Source organism: Fibrobacter sp. UWB16 (genome assembly GCF_900215325.1).
Classification (GTDB): domain Bacteria; phylum Fibrobacterota; class Fibrobacteria; order Fibrobacterales; family Fibrobacteraceae; genus Fibrobacter.
This window is the reverse complement of record NZ_OCMS01000005.1, coordinates 171,867-195,611: the sequence shown is the minus strand read 5'-3', so window position 1 is coordinate 195,611 and position 23,745 is coordinate 171,867. Positions and strand designations below refer to the sequence as shown.

At 49.3% G+C, this 23,745-nt stretch carries 16 protein-coding genes and 1 rRNA gene; 6 read left to right on the top strand and 11 right to left on the bottom strand.

The window, feature by feature from the left end; translation table 11 throughout:
• Window positions 1-62: ribosomal RNA gene (locus CRN95_RS13720) — 16S ribosomal RNA — on the bottom strand; the annotation flags it as partial.
• 383 nt (window positions 63-445) lie between these two features.
• Window positions 446-1,345 carry a tRNA (adenosine(37)-N6)-dimethylallyltransferase MiaA gene (miaA, locus tag CRN95_RS13715; protein WP_088630909.1) on the bottom strand — a complete coding sequence of 300 codons (900 nt, stop codon included), beginning with the start codon at window positions 1,343-1,345 and terminating at the stop codon, window positions 446-448.
• Between the two features lie 30 nt (window positions 1,346-1,375).
• Between miaA and CRN95_RS13710 the strand changes: the two genes are divergently transcribed.
• Together CRN95_RS13710 and CRN95_RS13705 are read left to right on the top strand one after the other, a co-directional pair.
• Entirely contained in the window at window positions 1,376-2,485 is a 1,110-nt protein-coding gene (locus tag CRN95_RS13710; RefSeq protein WP_088630908.1) for a divergent polysaccharide deacetylase family protein, read from the top strand.
• Between the two features lie 8 nt (window positions 2,486-2,493).
• Window positions 2,494-3,222 carry a pyridoxine 5'-phosphate synthase gene (locus CRN95_RS13705; protein WP_088630907.1) on the top strand — a complete coding sequence of 243 codons (729 nt, stop codon included), beginning with the start codon at window positions 2,494-2,496 and terminating at the stop codon, window positions 3,220-3,222.
• Here CRN95_RS13705 and truA read toward each other — a convergent pair.
• Together truA and CRN95_RS13695 are read right to left on the bottom strand one after the other, a co-directional pair.
• Window positions 3,219-3,971 (bottom strand): tRNA pseudouridine(38-40) synthase TruA, encoded by a 753-nt coding sequence (gene truA, locus CRN95_RS13700; protein WP_088630906.1) that lies wholly within the window; start codon window positions 3,969-3,971, stop codon window positions 3,219-3,221. The two genes, CRN95_RS13705 and truA, sit on opposite strands and share 4 nt — an antisense overlap.
• A complete protein-coding gene (locus CRN95_RS13695; protein WP_235003058.1) occupies window positions 3,971-5,008 on the bottom strand; it encodes a hypothetical protein in 1,038 nt (345 codons plus the stop codon). The genes truA and CRN95_RS13695 overlap by 1 nt, the downstream gene beginning before the upstream one ends.
• A gap of 675 nt (window positions 5,009-5,683) precedes the next feature.
• Here CRN95_RS13695 and CRN95_RS13690 point away from each other — a divergent pair.
• Window positions 5,684-7,462: an ATP-dependent endonuclease gene (locus CRN95_RS13690; protein WP_088630904.1), complete on the top strand. Its 1,779-nt coding sequence runs from the start codon at window positions 5,684-5,686 to the stop codon at window positions 7,460-7,462.
• A 92-nt stretch (window positions 7,463-7,554) separates the two neighbouring features.
• Here CRN95_RS13690 and CRN95_RS13685 read toward each other — a convergent pair whose 3' ends face one another.
• The 3 genes from CRN95_RS13685 to CRN95_RS13675 are packed head-to-tail and all read right to left on the bottom strand — an operon-like array spanning window position 7,555 to window position 12,106.
• Window positions 7,555-9,783, bottom strand: coding sequence for an NADP-dependent isocitrate dehydrogenase (locus tag CRN95_RS13685; RefSeq protein WP_088630920.1), 2,229 nt, complete (start codon window positions 9,781-9,783; stop codon window positions 7,555-7,557).
• A gap of 54 nt (window positions 9,784-9,837) precedes the next feature.
• Window positions 9,838-11,283, bottom strand: a complete 1,446-nt coding sequence (locus CRN95_RS13680; protein ID WP_088630903.1) for a hypothetical protein — start codon at window positions 11,281-11,283, stop codon at window positions 9,838-9,840.
• A gap of 1 nt (window position 11,284) precedes the next feature.
• On the bottom strand, window positions 11,285-12,106 hold the full coding sequence (locus CRN95_RS13675; RefSeq protein WP_088630902.1) for a TIGR02147 family protein: 822 nt from the start codon (window positions 12,104-12,106) through the stop codon (window positions 11,285-11,287).
• Between the two features lie 447 nt (window positions 12,107-12,553).
• Here CRN95_RS13675 and pelA point away from each other — a divergent pair, with 447 nt between their 5' ends.
• The 3 genes from pelA to CRN95_RS13660 all read left to right on the top strand — a co-directional run bounded on the left by pelA (window position 12,554) and on the right by CRN95_RS13660 (window position 17,416).
• Window positions 12,554-14,284, top strand: a complete 1,731-nt coding sequence (gene pelA / locus CRN95_RS13670) for a pectate lyase (protein ID WP_088630901.1) — start codon at window positions 12,554-12,556, stop codon at window positions 14,282-14,284.
• Window positions 14,285-14,385: 101 nt separating this feature from the next.
• The gene (locus CRN95_RS13665) at window positions 14,386-16,485 is read left to right on the top strand and encodes a pectinesterase family protein (RefSeq protein ID WP_088630900.1); all 2,100 of its coding nucleotides are present in this window, start codon (window positions 14,386-14,388) and stop codon (window positions 16,483-16,485) included.
• A 19-nt stretch (window positions 16,486-16,504) separates the two neighbouring features.
• A complete protein-coding gene (locus CRN95_RS13660; protein ID WP_088630899.1) occupies window positions 16,505-17,416 on the top strand; it encodes a hypothetical protein in 912 nt (303 codons plus the stop codon).
• A 204-nt stretch (window positions 17,417-17,620) separates the two neighbouring features.
• Here CRN95_RS13660 and CRN95_RS13655 read toward each other — a convergent pair whose 3' ends face one another.
• The 4 genes from CRN95_RS13655 to mnmE all read right to left on the bottom strand — a co-directional run bounded on the left by CRN95_RS13655 (window position 17,621) and on the right by mnmE (window position 23,744).
• Window positions 17,621-19,090 (bottom strand): pitrilysin family protein, encoded by a 1,470-nt coding sequence (locus tag CRN95_RS13655; RefSeq protein WP_088630919.1) that lies wholly within the window; start codon window positions 19,088-19,090, stop codon window positions 17,621-17,623.
• Window positions 19,091-19,202: 112 nt separating this feature from the next.
• The gene (locus tag CRN95_RS13650; protein WP_088630898.1) at window positions 19,203-21,386 is read right to left on the bottom strand and encodes a M6 family metalloprotease domain-containing protein; all 2,184 of its coding nucleotides are present in this window, start codon (window positions 21,384-21,386) and stop codon (window positions 19,203-19,205) included.
• Between the two features lie 116 nt (window positions 21,387-21,502).
• The gene (locus CRN95_RS13645; protein WP_235003057.1) at window positions 21,503-22,357 is read right to left on the bottom strand and encodes a GRP family sugar transporter; all 855 of its coding nucleotides are present in this window, start codon (window positions 22,355-22,357) and stop codon (window positions 21,503-21,505) included.
• Window positions 22,347-23,744 (bottom strand): tRNA uridine-5-carboxymethylaminomethyl(34) synthesis GTPase MnmE, encoded by a 1,398-nt coding sequence (gene mnmE / locus CRN95_RS13640; RefSeq protein ID WP_088630897.1) that lies wholly within the window; start codon window positions 23,742-23,744, stop codon window positions 22,347-22,349. The genes CRN95_RS13645 and mnmE overlap by 11 nt, the downstream gene beginning before the upstream one ends.
• Window position 23,745 lies beyond the last annotated feature (1 nt).

Genomic DNA, 23,745 nt, shown 5'->3' with positions numbered 1-23,745 from the left:
ACTTGCATGTATAAGACACGCCACCAGCGTTCGTTCTGAGCCAGGATCAAACTCTTCATTGATTTTCTAAATAGTCTGTCCTGTTTTTCGTAAATAGACTTCCAAGAAATTTTCTTGGGCCGTCACTAAGCACATCTCCGATTCCTTCAATCTTCCCGAAAGTCTCGCGGGCTTTCGTCTCTCGTTCAGGTCGTTTTGGGTGACCCGTTCGAGGGTGAGACCAATTATAGAATTTTCAGGAATAAAAACAAGGGGTCAGCGTAAAAAAAATCAACTTTTTTTCACTTTTTTCGATAAAAACGGGTTGTCTTCCGGTTCTACATCATGATATTCACATTCTATTCACCACTTTTTTAAGGGCACCCCAAAAGAAAAAGGGCAATTTGCCCTTTTCAAGTCCAATTTTTGGAGAAAAAATTTTCTGAGAGTCCTAAAAATGCCCCTTTTAAGGAGCAACTACCCTATTATGGATATATTCCAAAGGGTTTGTACAAGTATCCAAGTCTACTTCAGTCGATTTCACCTGCCAACGGAACCACGTCAACTGTCGTTTTGCGTAATTTCGCGTTTTTCGCTTAACTTCTTCGAGGACAGATAGCACTTGATTGCCGTCTTTTGCACACAAAAGTTCTTTATAGCCGAGACTCTGCCATGCAGGAGCGTCTAACGGCACGGTTTTAGCAAGTTCATGAATTTCATCAAGCCAACCATCTGTCATCATCTGGTCCACGCGAGCATCGATCCGCGCATAAAGGTTTTCGCGACTACGGTTCAACCAGAACACAGGCAGTTCACCAATACCACCTTCACGTTCCTTTTGCCAATCCGAGAGCTTACGCCTCGTCAGCTGAAACACTTCCAAGACGCGTATAATGCGCTGGACATTGTTCAGTTCAACTTTTTCCATCGCTTCGGGGTCTGCCTGTTTTGCCTTTTCGTATAAAGTTTTACTTCCAAACTTAGCAGCATCGTCTTCAAAAGACTTGCGCACGGATTCTTCGATTTTGGGAATCTGTGGAAGTCCAAGCATTAAGGACTGGAGATAAAGGCCAGTTCCCCCAACCAAGATGTAATTTTGACCTGGGTTATCGGCTAAAAGCTTTTTCACATTTGCACAAAAATCGCCCGCAGAAAATGCCTGACGAGGATCCAGGAAATCAACTAGATGGTGTTTTACCCTAGCCATATCTTTTAACGACGGCTGGGCAGTTCCAATGGCAAAGCCCTTGTAGATTTGACGTGAATCCACGCCGATAATTTCGGCATTAAAGCGTTCCGCCAGTTCCAGTGAAAGGCGAGACTTGCCAACACCGGTAGCTCCAACAAGTGCAAATAGAATAGGCATGGACTCAATGTAGTTATATTTATATATGAAATGATCAAACTAAAACACATTGTCGCACTTTTTTTAGCGTCGGGGATTTTTGCTGGTTTAGCATTTTTATTGAACAACCAGGATAAGGCGCAGCACGTTCTTGAAAAGCTCGAGGAGACCACAGGCATACGAGAACCGGAGGCCGCCCCAACCGAGCAGGACACCATTCCGTTCAGTCAAAAATTACAAGATGAAATGAAGATTATTTCGTCTTCGTACTCCAAGCGTTCCAAGCGAACCATCTGGACTCTCGCACGCGGAAAGACTATTGTCGTTTACCTTTTGCAGGCTCAAAAATTCATTCAAAAGCATGGCGGCAAAATTCTCCTGATGGAAGAAATAAACGAAAACCCCAACGCCTACCAATCCGCAAAAGTCGATATTCTTACGCCCAAAGGCGATTCGTTAAACCTGATATTCCAGGTTTCAGACAATATTTTCATGAAGAACGCATCGCTGATGTCGATTGCATTCCAGACAACAAACTTAACTCCAGAGATTATTGAAGAGCTCAACAAACTCGATTTTCCATTTGACTTGCTGATTCCACCCTTCGGTCTCAATGACGAAGTCTATAAAAGCCTAGACAAAATCAAGAACAAAGAAATCGTTCTATGGTTAACGATGGAATCAACAAAGTTGAACAAAGTCCATAACAAATTGCGTCCGCTCCGCATCCACCACACCGCAGAGCAAATCGAAGAAACAATCGATGCGGCAAAACAGGTCCTCCCCAATGCGGCAGGCATCGCAACTCGCTACGGCGAACAGGCGGTCAAGCATAAGCAACTTTTACAGGCCATTTTAAAACCGACAGAAAAAAGGAACATGTGGTTTATGGATTTATCCATGGAAGAACGAACCGTCGTTCCGCAGACCTGTAAAGACCTTGACATCACCTGCAAGATTGCATTTCCGTACAATCCGGATAACAGTTCCATTGAGGACTACGTCCATCAAAAACTTAGAGAAGCCCCCAAAAGCGGAACTTCTATAATGATCTTGCCTCTGACAGAAAAAAATTTGTCTAAAATTGAGGATATCGCCAAGAAGGCAGCCAAGCAAGGCACTACCCTCGTAGAACTTTCAACGTTATTAAATTCCAAATAGGAGAGCCTATGTCTATCAAACTCGGTGTAAACGTAGATCACATTGCAACAATCCGTGAAGCCCGTAAAGGCAAGGAACCTGATCCGGTCGCAGCAGCCATGATTGCCGAACTCGCCGGTTGCAATGGAATTACCGCCCACCTCCGTGAAGACAAGCGCCACATCCAGGACCGTGACATCAGGCTCCTCCGCGGAACAGTCACAACAAAGTTAAACCTTGAAATGGCTCCGACACAGGCAATGGTGCAGTTCGCCATCAACCGCCAGCCGGATATGGTAACGCTCGTTCCAGAAGTCCACACGGAACTTTCTACTGAAGACGGCTTGAACGTTTCTGCAAAGATTGACGAACTTGCAAAGTACATCATGACGCTCAGAAACAACGACATCCAGGTGAGCGTGTTCATCGACGCCGAAACAGAACAGGTCAAAGCAGCCAAGAAGGTCGGCGCAAACTATGTGGAATTCAACACCGGCAAATACGCAACCGCATTTGAACTCGGCAGCCGCGAAGAAGTCGATCGTGAAATTTCTGCACTGCAGGACATGACGGTGCTCGCCCACAAGTATGGCTTGAACGTGCTTGCAGGACGCGGCCTCAACTACAGAAACGTAGAAGCCGTTGCACAGATTGACGGCATTGACGAAATCATCATCGGTCACAGCATCATAAGCCGCGCCACACTCGTCGGCATGGAACGCGCTGTAAAAGAAATGATTGAAGCAATCAGGGGTTAATAATCCCTATATTCCACGTTTTCGAGGACAAGCCCCTGCGGGGGCGCCCACGTGCGTTCGCCTTTGAACTTTTTCTCGAAAATCTGGTTGACCGTACCTTCGGGATAGCGGCCTCGACCAATATCAAAAAGCGTCCCGACCATCGCACGCACCTGACGGTGCAAGAAGCGGTTCCCTTTGATATGGAACATGCAGCTCCAGTCGTTCAAGCGTTCCAAGCGGAACTCGCTCAACGTGCAAAGTGTCGATTTTCCATCATTACGCGGGATGCAAAAATCAATAAAATCGTGTTCGCCAAGGAAAGACTGAGCCTCGCGGCCCATCGCCTCGATATCCAAATTCAGCGAACCGCACTCCCAGCCAAAGTCACGCATCAACGCCACCGGGCGCGTAAATATCGTGTACTGGTAATAACGTAAAACGGCATCGTAACGCGCATTGAAATCAGGAGCACAAGGCTCCAAATCGCGGATGCGAATCAAGCGCTTAGTAAGACCATTCACAGAACGTACAACCTTCTGCGGATCCAATTCGCCATCAAAATCAAAGTGGACACACTGGCCGCGGGCATGGACTCCCGTATCCGTTCGGCCCGACCCCACCACGCGGATGGGCGCACGTAACGCCGTAGACAACGCCTCTTCGAGCGTTGACTGCACGGTTACAAAGCGGAGCTTGCCACCACAATTTTGTTCTTGCCAGCCGTAAAAGGCGCTGCCTAGATATTCACAACGAAAGCGGTAACGCATTAGTTACCTGCTTCTACAGCTTCCTTGATAACAGCCTCGACCTTAGCCTGAGGAATCTTCAACTTCGAAGCAATAGCCGAAGCCGGGAAACCTCTGCGAGACATCTGCAAAATCTTGCTGTTCACCGAAGATTCGCGATCAAAGCGGTTCATTTCAAGCGGATGGGCAACAGCTGTTGCAACAACTTCGGGCTTTGGCGCAGCTGCCGGAGCAGCGGGCTTAACCTTGGTGCGGTCATGATGTAGCACATCAGAAAGCGACTGCATTGCAGACGTGATGCGTTCTCTCGCCGTCGGGCGGAGAACCGTTCTACCGTTAAACGGAGACGTTAAAATTCGATTTTCAGGAACGCCATGTTCATCTTCGAAAGCAGCCTTCGTGGCGTTCACGTTCGAAGCATTCAAACTTGATGCATTTGCGCTGGAGGCATTCAAATTCGTTGCACTCTGGTCAACTGGATTTGCACCTGCGGCAGCCTTCGTCTGAAGAGCCATCGTTTCACGGCGCTTTGCGGCAAATTCTTCGGCTTCATCGATAATTGACTTTTTAGGAGCATGAACACGCGGAGTAAGGACCGTTTCTGTATCATCCACAGAAGGCATCTCCCCAGTTTCTCTCGATTTCGCAAGAGCTTCCATCATGCGCGTTTCAACAATCTTTTTACGGTGGATAAGCACGAGCACAAGAACCACGGAGCAAAGGAGCACGGCAAGCGTTCCGCCGATAATCCAAAGCCAAACGCCACCAGAGAAGCCTCCCACATTTTCTTCCGGAGCATCAGCCTCATCAGCCGTATTGGTGCGCATCGCCGAAAGGTCTTCCCATGCGTTAGAAAGTTCGTCGCGGATTTTCACCTGAGTATCGACATTGCCCTGGGCGTTCCAAAGAGCCACTTCCAAGGAATCAATTTTTGCGCGCGTCTGCATGTACCGGCTAACGTCAAAAGAGGAGGACGAACCAGAAAAATCAACCTTGAGGTATACAATTAAGGCGCAAGCCAAGACAAAAAGAACAACTGGAGCAGCGTATTTCTTCATGCCCGAAAATTTAGCAATAAAACCCTTTTCGTTATCAAAGTTTGACACTGAACAAAACCTCTTTTTTACATACCTAATAATAATTGTAGCAAATTTACAACACCCCATTGAGAAGTTCACAACACTTTTCAACACGAATATGACAAAAAACACATTATAGAGCCAAACTTTAAATACCTTTATGTTCAAGAACTCTTTGTTCTCCTCCTAACCCCAAAAGAAACACTTTAGCCCCAACAGCTAAAGTGTTTTTTCGTTTTTTAAGACATTCAGCCACATTCACGGCACACTAGCAATTGTCCATAGCTCCAAAAAGGTTTCATTGGCATATTATGCATAACAATAAGCGAGATAAGAGGTTACATAATTTAAGGATAACGATAAATCGTCAATAAAATGGAGGCGTCGGCCAAGGTATTGTCTTCGCAGTAGCGTGCAAAACGAGAGTCGCGGGCGACTGCTTGCAGGCGCACATGACCAAGTGAAGCCGCTGACGCCGTAGGCGTCAACTCTGAGCTGGGGCCCCGCCCGCATGAAGTACTTTTAGCATCAAAAAAGACTTTTGGAGGTCATTCCCGTACAATCATTCCAATTTATACGGTCAATAATTGCACTTTTTCGCTTGCAATTGCGCCAAACACAACTTTTTCCGAAAAGTTTTTATAGTTTCAAGCTATGCAACCGCAAGCACTTAGATTGTCCCGCATTACAATTTCGAATCTCCGCTCTATCCAGCGCGAGACTTTTCCGCTTAGTGATTTTACCGCCCTGATTGGCTACAACAACGCCGGAAAAACGAATATCTTGATGGGAATCCGCTGGTTGCTTGCCAATTTCTCGCTGGACATCTCGTATTTTGATGACCCGAACCACCCCGTAGAAGCGGAAGGACTTTTTGAGGGCATAACCGAGCAGGTTTTGAACCGTCTTGGAGAAGAAAAAGCAGCCGAAGTAGAGCCGTTCCTCTCGGGAACAACGCTCCGCGTCAAGAAAGTGCAGCGAATCCCGGGTGAACTCCCCGGCAATATTGAATTTTGGGCATTCTGCCCGCCAAACGGCAAGCGCAAAGGCAAAGACTGGGTACGCGTCAATGACAAGTTTACCGCAGCCTTTAATCGCATGTTCCCGGAATCCATCGCTATTTGGGATTTTGAGGGGAACCAAGCCTACACCAAGCTCATGCACGAGATTTTCAAGCCACTGGAACGCAGGTTTGGTGGCGAATTGAGCCAGGTCATCGAGCAGTTTACGGAACTGCTCTCCCCCGGAAGCGACTGCCAGGCCGAAGAAATCAAGGCTTTCGATAAAGAAGTCAACTCGGCACTCCGTCCGCTATTTCCGAGCGTTCGCGTGGAGCTCGACATTCCCGTGCCGACTCTCGAAACATTCCTCAAGAGCGCAACGATTAAAGTCGTCGACGAAGATGACGGTTTTGAACGCGATATTTCGCGCATGGGTGCAGGTTCGCAGCGCGCCATCCAGATGGCACTTATCCGCTACCTCGCCGAAATCAAGAAGCACCACAATAACCATTACCTGAGCCGCAAGCTTTTATTGATTGATTCGCCGGAACTCTTTTTGCACCCGCAAGCAGTGGAACTCGTGCGCGTGGCGCTGAAGAACCTTTCGAACGAAGGCTATCAAGTCGTTTTTGCAACGCATTCCGCGCAGATGGTCACGAGCGAAGACGTGAGCACGTCTCTCTTGATTCGCAAGAACAGGGAACGCGGCACATTCATGCGCAAGCGAATGGAAGATGCCGTTCGCCAGGTCGTGAAAGATGCTCCGAGCCAGTTGCAAATGCTGTTTAGTTTGTCTAATAGCAATGAACTTTTGTTCGCCGATTACGTGCTACTCACCGAAGGTAAAACGGAATGGCGTGTGCTGCCCGCCCTTTTCGAGCGCATCACCGGGCAATCTTTTGCTCTGATCAAGTGCGCACTCGTGCGTCAAGGCGGCGTGAGCAATACACGCAAGAGTATGCAGGTTTTAAGCGCAATGGACATTCCCGTGCGTGCGATTGTCGATTTGGACTACGCATTTACCACGGCAACCCGCGACGGATTTTTGAGCGCCAATGACCCAGACATTACGGAATGCCGCAACTTGTTCCGCGAGCTCGCTTGCCACAACCATTTGCGATTGGTAAACGGCCTCCCCGTCAACAAGCACAGCAATATCAGCGCATCCACGGCATACGCAATGATGGCATCCATGCCCGAAGCCGAACGCCCCATCCGCAATATCCACAATAAACTTTGCGAGCAAGGCATTTGGGTCTGGACTCGTGGCGCAATTGAAGAACACCTTGGGCTAAATGGCAAAAACGAGATGGTATGGCGCAATTTTATTGAACGCAGCAAGTCCAAGAACTTTGTGCAGACGCTCCCCGACTACGATGGCATTGAGGCATTGTGCCAATGGATTATCAACGGGAGCCGCGGGCAATTCTAAAAAATTCACAGCGAAGCAAAAAAAGGGAGTGCGCATTTCTGCGACACTCCTTTTTTGAAAAGGCGATCCCGGCACAAGGCCGGGATGACATTCTAGATGTTGTCGATAATTGCGTTGAACGCTTCGACAGGACGCATCCACTTCTTGAGAAGTTCTGCCTTCGGAACATAGTAACCACCGATATCGGCAGGCTTACCCTGTTCGGCAGCGAGAGCGGCGACAATCTCGGATTCCTTTGCGGAGAGAGCGGCAGCGATCGGAGCGAACTTTCCGGCGAGTTCCGCATCGTCCTTCTGGGCGGCGAGAGCCTGAGCCCAGTAGAGAGCGAGGTAGAAGTGGGAACCACGGTTGTCGAGTTCACCGATCTTACGAGCCGGCGTGCGGTTGAATTCGAGAATCTTGCCGTTGGCAGCATCGAGCGTATCAGCCAAGACCTTAGCCTTCTTGTTGCCGTCCTTGAGCGCGACCTGTTCGAATGCAGGCACGAGTGCGAAGTATTCACCGAGAGAATCCCAGCGGAGGTAGTTTTCGGCGAGGAACTGTTGCACCTGCTTCGGAGCAGATCCACCTGCACCCGTTTCATAAAGGCCACCACCAGCCATAAGCGGCACGATGGAGAGCATCTTTGCAGAAGTTCCGACTTCGAGAATCGGGAAGAGATCCGTGAGGTAGTCACGCATCACATTACCCGTCACACCGATAGTATCGAGGCCAGCCTTGGCACGCTTCATCGTTTCGACGATAGCCTTGCGCGGGCTCATAATCTTGATGTCGAGCCCCTTGAGGTCATGTTCCGGCAAGTAGGCTTCCACCTTCTTCTGAATTTCGCGGTCGTGAGCGCGTTCCGGATCAAGCCAGAAAATCGCCGGCGTGTTGCTGAGGCGAGCGCGCGTCACAGCGAGCTTCACCCAGTCACGCACCGGAGCGTCCTTGGCCTGGCACATACGGAAGATATCGCCAGCAGCGACTTCCTGCTGCAAGAGGACTTCGCCCTTGCTGTTCACAGCGCGAATGACGCCCTTGCCCTTTGCGACAAACGTCTTGTCGTGGCTGCCGTATTCTTCGGCACCCTGAGCCATGAGGCCCACGTTCGGCACAGTACCCATCGTCTTCGGGTCGAATGCGCCGTTCTGCTTGCAGAATTCAATCGTTTCGTCGTAGATACCAGCGTAGCAGCGGTCCGGAATGCATGCCACAACTTCTTGCAGCTTGCCTTCCTTGTTCCACATGCAGCCAGAATTGCGGATCATGGCCGGCATAGAAGCGTCAATAATCACGTCGCTCGGCACATGCAGATTCGTAACGCCCTTGGCAGAATCGACCATCGCGAGATCCGGGCCTGCGGCGAGGGCGGCGTTAATAGCAGCCTTGACTTCGGCTTCCTTGGCATTGCCTTCGAGGCGCTTAAACAAGTCACCGAGACCGTTGTTGGCATCGATTCCGAGTTCCTTGAAGAGGTCAGCGTACTTCGTGAACACATCCTTGAAGAACACGCGGACAAACGCACCGAACAGCACCGGGTCAGAAACCTTCATCATCGTGGCCTTGAGGTGCACGGAGAAGAGGAGGCCCTTGGCCTTGGCTTCGGCCATCGCATTGGCGATGAACTTTTCGAGAGAAGCCATGCGCATGACGGTCGCATCGATGATTTCGCCCTTGAGGAGCGGCTTTGCGGCACGGAGTTCCGTCACGGCACCAGCTTCATCGACAAATTCAATCTTGAACGTGTCGGCTTCGGCCATCGTAATGGACTTTTCGTTGCCGTAGAAGTCATCGGCCTGCATGCTCGCGACATAAGTCTTCACGGATTCGTTCCACACGCCGTTGCTATGCGGATTGTTGCGGGCATAGTTCTTGACAGCGTTAGGAGCGCGGCGGTCGGAGTTGCCCTGACGAAGCACCGGGTTCACGGCGGAGCCCTTCACCTTGTCGTAGCGGGCGCGGATAGATTTTTCTTCGTCGTTGAGAGGAGCATCCGGATAATCCGGGAGAGCGTAGCCGTTCTTCTGGAGTTCGGCAATCGCGGCCTTGAGCTGCGGCACCGAGGCAGAAATGTTCGGGAGCTTGATGATGTTTGCATCCGGTTCAAGCGTGAGCTTGCCGAGGAATGCGAGGTCATCCGTCACCGGCTTACCAGCAAACGTCGTACCTGCCGGGAGCGTGTCCGCGAAAGCGGCAAGAATGCGGCCCGGCAAGGAGATGTTCTTAGTTTCAACATCGATATCTGCGGTCTTTGCGAAAGCAGATACGATAGGAAGCAAAGACTGAGTCGCCAAGAACGGCGACTCGTCCGTAAGGGTGTAATAGATTTTAGTATTCATACAGTGCAAAAAATAGAAAATCCCAGCACTGTAGCTGGGATAAAAAGAATTCAATTAGACAAATCCATACTGATTAATCCACTCGCCATACGGTTCAATCCGTTCAAGACTTTCTTGATCGTCGCATTTCCAAAGTGGGCTTACATAAGTCTCCCTCACAATTTTCTTTCCGCTCACATCCCATTCAGGCGAGCCTTTTATCAAATACACGGAATAATAAACATCATTATTCTCCGTGCACGATTCCCCACTTTTCACAATATCCAAAATACGAATTTCATCGGCACCAATACTTTTCAAAATATGACCTTTAGCACCAATATCCTTTAAAACAATTATATAATAAGTTTCGTTCCTCCGTTTAAGAACTTCGAACACTTGCGGACTTTGGGCCGCCTCTGGGAAAAAAACTTCGACCAGAGAATCAGGCAAATGATACACGCCCTCTTCACGATATGCACTTACCACATCTGTTCCATTCGGGAAAGAATTGTATGCAACACCATCCCCAAAAACAAGTTCTGGATAATGATACGTGTGTAAGGTTCCATCAACCGTATCCTTAAATACATTAAATTGTTCCCTATAAGCATCAAATGTACGTTTCAAGCCTATACGCCAAGCAACTGATAAACTATCGAGCACAGGATCATAATTATTTTCAGGTTCAGGACAAGTGCTATAAAAAGACGATTCCATGTCTACGTATCCACCACCAGAACACGCTTGAATCACGTCATCTGCATTTTCAACAGATGCATATTTTACGGAATCATCTTGGCACATATTCTTATATTCTTCCGTAAATGAATCCATAACGGCATCTTCAGTCAATCCATCTAGAGCAAACATCGAGCAAGCCATAGTCAGCCTTAAACTTCGGCATCCATCTCCAAAATCTTTGAAGATTCCATTAGACTCGCTACAAGATTGTTTAAACCGATTCAAATATTCGGAACAGGACACGCCGTAGCCCCAATATCCATTTTGAAAGCTCTCAGTTCCGACCGATTTTACAATAACAGGAACACCATCCACTTCGACAAGTTTTGAGGATATAACACTTGAAGTTTTTTTCTGCGGACCACTGAAACTAGCACTAGCGTTAAACGACTGTTTCAGCACTACACCTAAATCCGCTGGATATGTCGAAACATTGCATTTTCGACGGCCATTTTGGCTTGGATAAGCAAAATTCTCTTCTGGCTTTGAATCAAACGGATATGTCAACCTAAGGATTTCCAAATAATTTGAATCAGGTTCCCAAATTCCGTCGTCATCAACCTCATCGCTATTAGACAGAACATACTTTGCAGAATCAACAAGAGTCTTGAAAGACTTTGTCAGAATCACCTTCTGTTCATCCGTCAAATTTGCCATTGGCGAAGTACTCGGTTCAGTCGTCGCCCCAGAGACCCCCGATTCAGCACCCGCATCGTTGGAACAAGCAGCCCAAAAGGCAGTCAAGCCTACTAGTATTACTTTATTCAGGTTTTTCATATTAGGCCTCCACCCCACTAGCGAGCGGGAATAGCTGTAAATTCAATCGATAAACTTTATCGTATTCTTTTTCTTTAGCTGCCATGGCAACCACCTGCAGCCTAAGCGTTTCAAGCTTTTGCACAAGCCACTGGTACGTCGCTTCGGACATTCCAAGCGTCACGCCTGCGATGTGGCGCTTTTCGGGCGGCACTTCGTCAATTGCCTCAGTTGCAAACTTTGACATTTGGCGGTTCATGGAACGCAGTGCCAACGGGATGGCCTCGGAAGATCCCGTCACGACTTTCTCGGTCTGCACGTAGGTATCTTCGCCGATTTTCTTGAGGAATTCGGCTTGGCACATAAAGTCAAGTGAATGGCGAACTTCGGCGGCACTCACAACCGGGTAGCAATGGTGTGCAAGTTCCAGCGGTTTTGCGCCCGGCATAATCGGGGCAAGTTCGCGCAACACCGGGTTCACCCACGATTCGAAATACTTGAACGCCTCGGCATCAACGACTCGCAAACGGTTTTCCTTTGCGATTTTTTGCATTTCGTTAAACGCCTGAATTTTGCTTGCATCGTTTTTGGCATCACCAAAACGCTCCATCGCGAGAAAATAATCGCGGTCAGCACCAGCAAGCCCCATGGCTTCGGCCACTTTTTCAACACCATTCTTGCTCAAGCGGCTTTTGCCTTCGCACACGAGCTGAATGTAGTTTGGTGAGGTAAACCCCGCCAGTTTGGAGAATTCGCGCCACGAGAAAAAAGAACTGCGTTTGCGTTCTTCGTAGAAGTCGCGCATGTATTCTCGGTAGTCTTGATATTCGGTTATCGGTTTCATACCTATAAATTAGATTTTGCGGCACGTTCCCGCAATAGATTTTACTATACAAAATCAAGATTTTTAAAGAAATTTCGATATTTTTTAATTTTTTTAAAAATTTTTAGAAAAATATTATACAGAGTGTATTATAAATTCGAGATGGCGATGCAGTCCCCATACGCGGATCATGACCACGTAAGAGCTAGTTGCATTCAAGGCGAGTGTCGCGACAGGCTGCTTGCAGACTGTCATGATTGAGCCGAAGATGCTGACGCAAAGCGTCAAAGCTCTAAGTGGTCAAAGAGAACGGAGTCCGGCATGACAAAAAGCAGAGACCGGGGTGACAACGCGACCAGCCCCATTGTCCAAAGACAACACTTAAAAGAAATTCTTAACAAAAATCGGCCTATTATAATGTAAATTATAGAAGCGGTGTGGGTTTAAAAACTCTTCTATAGGTCTTTTATGAAGAATTTTGGGTTTGGTAACTACAAGTTTTTTGTAGCGGCAATGTCTGTCGCGTCTTTTTCGTTTGCGGCAACCTATGCTCCCCCGTCAACAGCAGTTTCGAAAATCAACAGCTATCGAGGCTATTCGGAGCTGACTTCAGCTGCATCAGGCATGGATATCGACCAGTACACCTACAACATGACCACTTGGCAAATCGCAAACGGCGGTTTTTACAAAGCCATGGCCGACAAGTATAAAAGCGCGTATGGCGGCGGTCAAAAATCCGAATGGCGTGCACAGGGCGGGGCCGACCTCGGCACGATTGACAATAACGCCACCATTCAAGAAATACGTTTGCTCGCCGTGCGTTACAAAGAAACGACGAACAACAATTACAAATCCGCATTTAAGACAAGTTTCAATAAAGCCGTCAATTTTCTTTTGACCATGCAGCGCTCCAAAGGCGGACTCCCACAAGTTTGGCCCAAACGCGGCAACTATTCCGACCAAATCACGCTAAATGACAACGCCATGATCCGTGCAATGGTCACGATGATGGATATCGCCAACAAGACGAGTCCATTTGATTCGGATATCATCGACGACGCCACCCGCAGCAAAATGAAATCGGCTCTCGACAAAGCGGTCGATTACTTGCTCAAGGCCCAAATCGTGAACGACGGAAAACTCACGGTTTGGTGCGCCCAGCACGACACCAACAGCCTCGCCCCAGTTGGCGCACGTGCTTACGAACTCGCCAGCAAGTCCGGCAATGAATCCATGGGCGTGGTGTGGTTTTTGATGAACTGGCCGGACCAGAACGAAGCCGTTCAAAAAGCGGTCAAGGGGGCGATTGCATGGTACAGAAAGAATAAACTAAAAGACAAGGCGTTTAGCAAGACCGCTGGTGTCGTTGACAAGGCGGGCTCATCGCTGTGGTTCCGCTTTTACGAAGTCAACAACGACAACTACTTTTTCTGCGACCGCGATGGTGCTAGCACCAAGACGCAGGACTTCATGAAAATCAGCGAAGAACGTCGCAAGGGCTACCAGTGGGCAGGCGATTACGGCTCTGCAATTCTAGGCACCGAAAATGCATACCTCGAAGCACTCGCCAAGATGGACGACAACTATGTTCCACCTCCGCCAGCACCAGCTATGTGCGGAAACGACACATGCAAAACGTACATTGACGGTGTAGACTTTATCGACATTCAAGGCGTCAAGGAAACAACCAACACGGGATTCGTTGGCGAAGGTTACGCAAACGTTGACAACTCCACAGGAAGCTACGTGACTTACGGCGTCACCGCATTGAAATCCGGCAAATACACCTTGTTCATCAGCTTTGCAAACGGCGGCGGTTCTGCGCGCGGTTACAGCGTTTCTGCAGGCGACAAGACTTTGCTCGCCGACGGCAGCATGGAATCCACAGCAGCGTGGACGACATGGAAAGTGCAATCCATCGAAATTGAATTGCCACAAGGCTATAGCGAACTCAAGTTCACAAGCCTTTCAAAAGATGGCATGGCAAACATCGATTACATTGGCTGGATGAGCGATGATTTGAAAGCAGGCAAAGTCGAGATTCCGCCTACCTCCATTGAGGCAATGCGCACGGTACACAATGCGCAGCAAGGCAATCGCTATTTTGTGGACTTTGGTCGCAACAATAATAGCGCAGGCGCTTACTTTACGAGAAGTAATGGAAAAACGTACAGAGTGAACGGAAGGAATGCAAAATAGGCGACCCCGGAACAAGTCCGGGGTGACAGCCGGGGTGACAAACAAAAAAACGTCATTGCGAGCCGAAGGCGAAGCAATCCATGCATTAGAATTGAGGTAATATGTTGAATAGTTGGGTTTACAGGTTTGCAGTTTGTATGCCGCTTGCAATGGCGGTGAACGCTTCCGCAATCGCGAAGCACGGTTTTGACTTTGTCCTGGGCGTCGATGGTGATTTCAAGGCGGCTATCGCCAAGGCATCTTCTTCGGGCGCCACCGAATCCAAGCGATTCATTCTCTTTGTACCAAATGGTGAATACAACATCACCAAGGTCACCGGTGACGAACACGGCAAATCGACATTCAGCGGCTCGAACATATCCATTATCGGGGAGTCTGTCGACAAGACGATTATCTGGAACACGACCGACACCGAAGGCATCAGCACAACGGCAACGCTGTACTTCCCCAGCAACAAGAACATGTACATGCAGGACATCACCCTGCAAAACAGAGGCACCTATAACTCTGGCAGCGCTGCACGCCAGGTTGCTCTGCAGCAAAATGCAGGCGACAAGTTCATCTACAAGAACGTGCGTCTTTTGAGCGGTCAAGACACATACTACACCAAGAAAGGCCGCACGTATTGGGAAGGTGGCGAAATTGACGGAACTGTAGACTTTATCTGTGGTGGCGGCGATGTATTTTTCGAAGGCACCAAGCTCGTGATGACGCGCAACGGCGGCTACATTACGGCATCGCAAAACCCAGACACCTGGGGTTACGTTTTCAACAACGCGATCATCGAAGTCAGCAATTCAGGATTCAACAAGACATTCTATCTCGGACGCTCCTGGGGCCGTGCAAAAGTCGTCTTCTTAAATACCATCATGCGTGCAGAGCCCAAAGCCGAAGGCTGGGGTCCCGACATGAATTCTGCCCCCGTAATTTTCGGCGAATACAACAGCAAGAACGGGAGCGGCGGCGCAATCAACACAAGTCAACGTAAAACGTATTTTAACGGAGGCAAAGACGCATCGACAGCAACAACACTCAAGACCGTGTGGAATGCAAACGATGCCGCGAAATATACATTGAAAAACGTCTTAGGCGGTAGCGATAACTGGGAACCGAACAAACTCACAGCGCAAGTCTCCGCTCCTAAGATTTCTCAGGAAGGCGCCAACATCATTTGGAACGATGACGACAACGCTATATGCTGGGCGGTCTTTGTGAACGGCAAATACCACAGCAATACCACGACAAATTCCATTGATATCGGAGGTATTGCCGCAGGTTCCAAAGTCACCGTCCGCGCCGCAAATTCCATGGGCGGTCTCGGCGCAAGCTCCAACGAAATCACCGTTCTCGAAGCAAATGTCACCTACTACAACTTAACAATCAACTCTTCTATTGGCGGCTCCGTTATCGCCTCCCCGAATCGCGAAAAAATCGCCGAAGGCACAGCAGTCTCGTTCATCGCAGAACCCGCTAGCGGCTGGAAATTCGCAGGTTGGACAGGCAAAAGCGCAAGCGACGCCGGCAGCGAAAGCACTTGGAAAACAACGATGACCAAGGACATCGAACTCGGTGCCATCTTCGAAGCCAAGGGAACAACAACGTTCCAGGCCGAAGACGGCATCATCGATAACGCCATCAACGAAAGTACAAACGCAGGCTTTGCAGGCACCGGCTACATTAACTTCGGCACCGGGAAATCAACCGTCCAAGTCCCCGTTTATGTAGAATACCCCGGCGAATACACGATGGAAATGACATACGCAAATGGCAGCGGCAAAACACGCAACCTCGCCTTCGCTCCCCCCGGCACATGCTCCGCAGGCGTTGACGGATGCAAAGGCGCCGAAGTCATTTCGTTCGAAGCCACCGACAAGTGGACCACATACCAGACAAAAGAAGCGACCATTACGCTCCCCAAAGGCGCAAGCTACATCACATTTTCCATCGTTGACGGCAATGACGGCCCGAACCTCGACCAAATCAAGCTCACAGAAAAGAACGTCGACAAAGGCACAACAAGCATCGCCCAAATTAATCGCACAAACGCAACTGTTAGCGAAAGCCGCATCTACGATACGAACGGAAAACTTGTGCGCTATACGAAAGGGAACGCTAATTTGACCGTCCTTGCCCCAGGAATCTACGTCGTAAAGACCTCTGCGCAAGGTTACAGCAAACAAAAAATGGTCCAAGTCCGCTAGATTTTGTTAATTTTAGTCCATGCTTGGAATCGAACAGAAAAAAGGAAATGACGAAAAACTGTGCGGCAGAATGATTGCCTATGCGCGCATTTTGCCCTCCCCCGACGCCGAACCCAACGAAACGCCGTTTGACGACATGATCAAAAACGGACTTTTGACGTTGGAAGGCGATTTTCGTCAGTTCGAACACAAGCCTAGCAGAAGAGAAGTCAACCGCGCCGTCGATGCAAAGTTCAACAACTTTCTCAAAACGATGGAAGAAAACGGCGTGGAACTCCCCGAGAATTTGGACGTTGACGCCATGCGCGAACGCCTCCATGAGCTTTCGAACATGGAAGTGATCCCCATACCCGCCCGCATCGGGAACTTCAACAACGAAGAAGATATTCTCAAGGAAGACGCCGACATCTACTACATCGGTGAATTTATCGGTGCAAACCAGGCGCATTACTGCCTCACGACGCTCCCGATTTATTACCAGGCAAAGTATCGCGAACAAGCTAAGCGAAACGAAATGGACATGCTCAACGAAATGCTCCTGCAGTTTGAAGAGGGCGATTTCGTGAACACCGAAGACATCCAGAAGGATACGGAAGAACTCTTCCCAAAGGGTCTCACGCTCAACACGTTCATGGGAGACCTTTCGAAGCTCCTCAACGTACGCGTCATCCCGTTCTTGCTCGCCTGCGAATCCGACAGCGAATACAACACACAAATTCAGCTTTTCTACGCCTTCATGAAGGGCTATCCCGACCAGAAGGACATCGAGAGAATCGACAAAGCTCTGCGCGAACTCCGCAAGCAAAGCGATTCCATCGAGGCCCGCAATCTGCTCGAACTCAGCTGCAAGCGAATCAACGCCATTTACAACGAAGATTCACAGCAAGCAAGCGAACTCGGCAAGCAGATTGAAGCTATCGAAGGGGTGTAAGGGGGATTTCCGCTCAAGGCGGGAATGACACGCAAGGGTATCAAGCGAGAGGTCACTTGTGAACTCGCATTTGATACCCGCAGCAGTCAAGCCCCGTTAGGGGAATGACAATGGAGCCGAGCGATGCAGAAACATGCTTGCATGTTTCTATATCCGAGGCGAACAAGTCAAGCCCCGTTAGGGGAATGACAGTATCAGCTCGTTTTATTCTTTCACGAGGAAGCCCGCGGTGGACTTTTCTCGGACAAATGTTTTCTTCGCGACGCTCTGCACGTCGGCAACATTTACCTTGTCCAAATTATCGGCCCAGTTGAGGAAGATGCGGTAGTCACCGTAGACTTCGTACCATCCGAGCATCGTCGCGACGTTTTCCATGTCGGTCAAGCTGCGGACGAGTCCTGCGTAAGCGCGGTTCTTGACTTTCTGGAATTCGCGTTCACTGACTTGTTCCTTCTTCAGCTTTTCAAGTTCTTCCCAGACGATTTTTTCGACCTTTTCGCGGTTTGCGTCAGGGCGGAGGTTCACACGGACGGAGAACTCGGAAATGTACTTGTTCGGGCTATTGCTTGCGCTCACGCCGACAGCGAGTTTTTCTTCTTCGACTAGGCGCTTGTAAAGGCGGCCAGAACGTCCATTCAAAACGCCTTCAGCAATATCAAGTGCGTAGAGAGTGCTATCGCCCACTGCGGGGGTCTTAAACACAAGCGTATAAAGATTCGGAGCGTCCTTACGCTTGACGGTCAAACGCTTTTCGCCGGCCTGTTCGGGGTCACGCACGGTAAGCGGAGGGAAAGCTTCGCCAGCCGGAATTGGCGCAAAATACTTCTTGACGATTTTCATCGTTTCAAGCGTATCCAAATCACCAGCCATCACAAGGATTGCATTGCGCGGCTTGTAATACTTGCGGTAATGTTCTTCGGCTTGTTCGCGAGTCAAATTTTCGATATCGCTTGGCCAGCCAATGGTCGGCACTCGGTACGGGAACGCTTCGTAAATCATGGAATTGAGCGTTTCGTAGAATCGGCCTGTCGGGCGGTCGTCATAGCGCATGCGGCGTTCTTCACGCACCACAGAGCGTTCAGAATAGAACTCGCGGAGCACCGCATTTTGCATACGGTCGGATTCAAGCCACATAAAGAGTTCCGTTTTATTCTTGGGAAGCGTTACGGTATAAGCGGTAACCAAATCGCTCGTAAAGGCGTTAAGACCTGTTCCGCCAGCAGCCTGGTAGGCGCCCCACAATTCATCCTTGACAAAGATTTTGCGGTGTTCGTTCAGCACAGAATCGTGTTCTGCGGAAAGCTTTTTCACGAGAGCGGTATCGTCAGCAAGTCTTGCCGAGCGGATCAAAGCCTGCAAAGAATCCTGGGTTGCCATGAACTTGACATCAGCAATGCTATCGGAGATGCCGACCTTCTTTGTGCCCTTGAAAAGTTCGTGTTCCAAGATGTGAGCAAGCCCCGATTTGCCGGGAACTTCGTGGACAGAGCCAGTCACGTAAAACAAACGGAAGCTCACTGTCGGAGCTTGCTTGTTCGGGTACAGAAGAACGGTCAGCCCGTTATCAAGGACTTCCTTGTGCACTGGCAAATTTACTGCAGCCTCGGACGTTCCAGCCAACAGCGCAGGCACCAGAGCGCAGCTCATAGCAATTTTAGCGAAAAGTTTTCTCATGTTGAACAATTTAGATATTTTCTATAAAAAGGAGATCCCCGCTCGAGGCGGGGATGACATTTTGCCATAGCGGAGATGACATATTGCAAAAAAGGGGCATTCGCCCCAGTTTCTAGTTCATTCGAACCTTATACGATTTTATCAACCGCCCGTCAGACTCGAGCGTTGCAACGATAAACGTCTTTCCTCGCAAGGCCTCCATGTGGATTTCACAGGATTCTCCGTTAAACGATTGCGACTTCAAGAGCGTACCGTTGGCATCAAAGAGATTGACAGTCTTAAGCCCAGCCATCTTTGCGTTAACAAGCAAAACATTTTCCGACACAGAGAATTTAACCATAGAAGCGACGCGCATCTTATGGGCAATCATCGTATTCTCAGAAGACGAACTGATTGCAGAAATTTCCATTCGGCTTGACGAGCTTGCCACTACAGAAGAACTAGAGCGATTCGCAGAGCTACTAGACTCCTTCACTGCAGAACGCACGCTAGACGATGATACTTCAACACTCGAAGAGCTTTCCTTACTTGAAGAGGATTCAGCCACACTCGACGACGAAACTTTAGCAGAGCTCGAGGAGCTTTCAGGCACCGGCGAGACTCGGTTTCCACGGGTCTTAAATTCCGCATGGTCATCTACAATTTTGATATCATAGATTTCAAGTCCAAGGCTATCGCCTGCCCATGTTTTAAATCCGTTAAAGCTATTGACTCGGCTCGTCGGGAAAGCATCTGCCGCTACCGTGTAGGCATCGGCTCTGCCATCGGCTTCAATCAGATCAACGTGCATCGGGTCAGACACATTGATTTCATTATACATCCAAGAATACCGGTCATAATTTATATGCCAAACGAGCATACCCTTATTCGGCAGACCTTTATCAAAACCAGTATTCTGACGGAATTCAACAAAGTAATATTCATTGTCATTGTCGGATGTCAGCACAAGTCCATCATTTTCCTGAACAGCCTTCAAGACAACAGTCGTGTCCGATACTTCTAGCCGACGCGGCTCAAGCCAGCCCAAGCTAAACTTTTCAAACGCAGACATATTTGCAGGAGAACAAGACGTTGTATAGTATCTGTTCTGCGGGCAGTTGTACGAACCGGCATCCATCAAATCCCACGGCCCTGGAGTGTAGCGAGTTCGAGTCTTTGAATTATTAACGTTCACATCATAATGATCCATAAGGCCAAGCACATGGCTAAACTCATGGCAAAAAGTTCCAATACCATTCAGCGCATCTGTACTTTTACGGTACATATAAGCCTGTCCGTCGATTTCCGGAGAACAAGCATAGCGATTCATGGACATATTACGCGTAAGTCGTTTTGAAACGTTATACGAGTGCGGCCAGATTGCCGACTGGACATCCGTATCGGCCGAGCCGACACCGGCATAAATCATATAGACAAAGTCAACAACACGGTCGCCATCGCTATCATAAGGGGTAAAATCAACATTCCTAGCGACAAGCGAATCCATCGCCTCGCTAACAGCCTTGACAGCACCCGTAGCCATATTCCTAGAATCAACTAGAGCACCATAAGAATCGCGAGTTCCCTTCAGCGTAATCGGTCCAGCAACATCAAAAGTCGGCCTATACTTGCCGTTTGAATTTCCAATGAAGAAATCCCTGACGCTTCCGCTCATGTTGTAGTTGGAATAGCCTTCCTGATTAAGAAAATTCAGGTATTCTTCCTGGGCATTACTGCGATTGAACTTGACATCGCTAAACTGCACCAGAATGACAAGCCCGCGAACATCACCTTCCTTTTGAACGGTATTCAAAGTAGGCTGCTTTGGCCAGTTGGTATTTTGCACAGGGTCTTCGGGCTGAGTCCAACCACCCCAACCCCAGCCGCCCCATTCATTAGCCATTTGCGGATCATCTGTAGAAGACTGAAGCATCATGGGACCCAAAGAAGAGTCCACCTGCTGTTCTTGGAGCTGTTTCAACCGCTTTTCGCGGAATTTTTCCAAAATTTGGCGAGAATCGCGTTTTTTGAGGAAGTTTTTCTCTTTTGCACCACGTTTGGACTTGGCATGAACCCTCATGCCCGTCTTTTTGCCATGTTCGTCGGCATAATTCCAATAACCAGCGGAATCACGGACAACGAGCACACTATCTTCGCCTGTCAGCGTATAGTTAAAATGCTCGTTTCCAACCTTTCTAATCTGCACAACAGAGCCATCGGGCTGCGTTGAATTGATTAAAAACGGTGCAGCTTTAACGGCCCACACGGATGCGGAGCCGACTAAAGACCCAATCAATATGCACTTCCACCAACTCATACTATAAACATATATTCAGAATTGGGGATGAGCAAAAAAACAATATGTTTTTTACATGTTTTCCGTTGACAGAACGCCAACAGGCCGCAATAACCGCGACAAAAAGTTACAGTACCCTACATTTTTGACAATGCAAGCAAGGCACCACCACAAAGAATGACAGAAACTGCAATGGCAAGCTTAATTCGCTCCGGTTTTGTCGGGTACTCGTGGAAAACCATCACACCCCAAAGCAAGTTCACCAGCAAGTTCAATTGCGTGAGCGGGTAACCAACGGCATAGCCCAAAGCGCCATTCGAATCGATTGCCCAGAAACAGCCATGCTGCCCGATGACCCACAAGACACCCATAAGCATGGACGTCACAGACGGAGCAAGGCCATATTCAAAAAGAGCACGGCGCTTTATACTCAAAATTGCAACCAAAAGTTCAGCGGATACAAAAATGCCCAAGGCAAACGAACCCATAAATTCAAGTATAGGGACATTGGCAAACTTATACGGAATGAGGAACAGCCCAAAGATGAGACCGCCCAAAAGCGAGCGCCAATTCCTAAAGATGTTCCCCTGCGGAGGGGCAAGCCTGCTCAAACCGAAAAGCAACAAAAGGATTGCCGGGATCGAAAAATAAAGCAGCGTGGATTCCGAGAAAATGAGCACGCCACTTACAAACGAAGCCAGGATACTCACGCCCATCGAGCGCACACCGGCACCCGTCAAGTCCTGTTCAGCCTTGACCGCCCAGAAGCAGAATGCGCCTGCGCAAACCCAAAGGAATCCACAAAGGAGACCCACCGGCAAAAGGCGGAACGAGTCCGTCGCAAACGAAATGCAAAGTTGGCCGATGAACATGCCCAAGGCCATGCAAGAGAGGTACGCCCACGACGAGAACTTGGACCAAGCCTTGAGAGGGACCATGTAAGTGCCGAACGCAAAGACGGCAAGGACGAGACCAACGTAACTATTTTCCAATGCAGAACCCCGCAAATATTTGTTGTAAAACGTCTTCGGACGAGATTTCGCCCGTTATGCTCTGGAGTGAACGGCGCACCAGTTGCATTTCGAAAGCCAAAAGTTCCACCGCCGGATTTGTGCGGATAAGGTTAAGTGCGCGGTCGATGCCAGCAAGAGCTTCTTCGAGGCAGGTCTTTTCGCGCTCGCTCGTAATCCAGAGGTCTTCGGAATTTTCAGTTTTCTTAAAAAGAGCGGCGTTCATGGCGCGCTTGAGATCCGCGAGCCCCTCACCCGTCTTGGAGGAAATGCGAAGGCGAGATTCACTGGATCCTTCGCTTTGCTCAGGATGACGAGAGGCGCCGCCCTGCCGAGATGCGCCCAAGTCGCTCTTCGAAACGACGACAAAATCCGGTTTTATATTCTCAGAATAACAAGATGCGCCGCGCTCATCTGATCCATCGAGAACCAGAATCTTCATGTCGGCTTCGGCGAGGATTTCACGGCTTTTTTCCATGCTGAGGGCATCGAGCGCGTCGGTCGCCTTTTCGGCAATGCCAGCGGTATCGACAAGGCGGATCTCACCCCCGTCCAGGAACAAGCGGACTTCGACAAAGTCACGGGTCGTGCCGGGGATGTTACTCACGAGGATTCGGTCTTCACCGAGGAGCGCATTCACGAGGCTCGACTTGCCCGCATTCGGAGCGCCGTACAAAACAGCAAGCGGCAAACGGCTGACCGCCGCCTTGCCCTTAAAACTTTTCAAAATGGATTCTACGCTTTCGCGAATCGCAGAGATTTTCACGCCCCAAGTTGCATAATCCGGATCAGCTTCTTCTTCGGAGAAATCGACATCCAATTCGAGGCGGGCCGAGATATCCATGACCTGTTCCGTGAGCGTCTTGACTTTTTTCGAGAGCGCACCGCCGAGCAAGCGATGGGCGTTCTTAAGTTCATCACGGTTAGCACTGTGGATCACATCGGCAACGGATTCCGCCTGCACCAAGTCCATGCGACCGTTCAAGAATGCACGACGCGTGTATTCGCCCGGTTCTGCCAAGCGCACGCCATCGACGCTCTTGATGACCTGAATCAGTTCACGGACGATAATCGGGTTTCCGTGCGGGTAAAGTTCCAGCACGTCTTCGCCGGTATAGGAATTCGGACCTTCAAAAAAAATGTAGAGGAGGCTATCGATAACGAGTGCTGTCGCGCGGTCATCGCCGACCATTGTACGATAGTCGCGAGCCGTCGCAAGCTTTGCTTCGCGAGGCTTCAAATTCTTGATTGCCGATTCACCGAACAGAAGGCGCACCACTTCGCGCACCTTCGAGCCACTCACGCGGATGGCGGCAACGGCACTCACGCCCGCAGGCGTCATCGGAGCAACAATCGTCTGAGAATCCATA

Coding starts and splice junctions, on each gene's coding strand:
- CRN95_RS13710 (WP_088630908.1), top strand. CDS start 1,376: ATGATCAAACTAAAACACATTGTCGCACTTTTTTTAGCGTCGGGGATT.
- CRN95_RS13690 (WP_088630904.1), top strand. CDS start 5,684: ATGCAACCGCAAGCACTTAGATTGTCCCGCATTACAATTTCGAATCTC.
- mnmE (WP_088630897.1), bottom strand. CDS start 23,744: ATGGATTCTCAGACGATTGTTGCTCCGATGACGCCTGCGGGCGTGAGT.
- CRN95_RS13650 (WP_088630898.1), bottom strand. CDS start 21,386: ATGAGTTGGTGGAAGTGCATATTGATTGGGTCTTTAGTCGGCTCCGCA.
- CRN95_RS13705 (WP_088630907.1), top strand. CDS start 2,494: ATGTCTATCAAACTCGGTGTAAACGTAGATCACATTGCAACAATCCGT.
- CRN95_RS13675 (WP_088630902.1), bottom strand. CDS start 12,106: ATGAAACCGATAACCGAATATCAAGACTACCGAGAATACATGCGCGAC.
- miaA (WP_088630909.1), bottom strand. CDS start 1,345: ATGCCTATTCTATTTGCACTTGTTGGAGCTACCGGTGTTGGCAAGTCT.
- CRN95_RS13680 (WP_088630903.1), bottom strand. CDS start 11,283: ATGAAAAACCTGAATAAAGTAATACTAGTAGGCTTGACTGCCTTTTGG.
- CRN95_RS13660 (WP_088630899.1), top strand. CDS start 16,505: ATGCTTGGAATCGAACAGAAAAAAGGAAATGACGAAAAACTGTGCGGC.
- CRN95_RS13655 (WP_088630919.1), bottom strand. CDS start 19,090: ATGAGAAAACTTTTCGCTAAAATTGCTATGAGCTGCGCTCTGGTGCCT.
- CRN95_RS13665 (WP_088630900.1), top strand. CDS start 14,386: ATGTTGAATAGTTGGGTTTACAGGTTTGCAGTTTGTATGCCGCTTGCA.
- CRN95_RS13685 (WP_088630920.1), bottom strand. CDS start 9,783: ATGAATACTAAAATCTATTACACCCTTACGGACGAGTCGCCGTTCTTG.
- truA (WP_088630906.1), bottom strand. CDS start 3,971: ATGCGTTACCGCTTTCGTTGTGAATATCTAGGCAGCGCCTTTTACGGC.
- pelA (WP_088630901.1), top strand. CDS start 12,554: ATGAAGAATTTTGGGTTTGGTAACTACAAGTTTTTTGTAGCGGCAATG.
- CRN95_RS13695 (WP_235003058.1), bottom strand. CDS start 5,008: ATGAAGAAATACGCTGCTCCAGTTGTTCTTTTTGTCTTGGCTTGCGCC.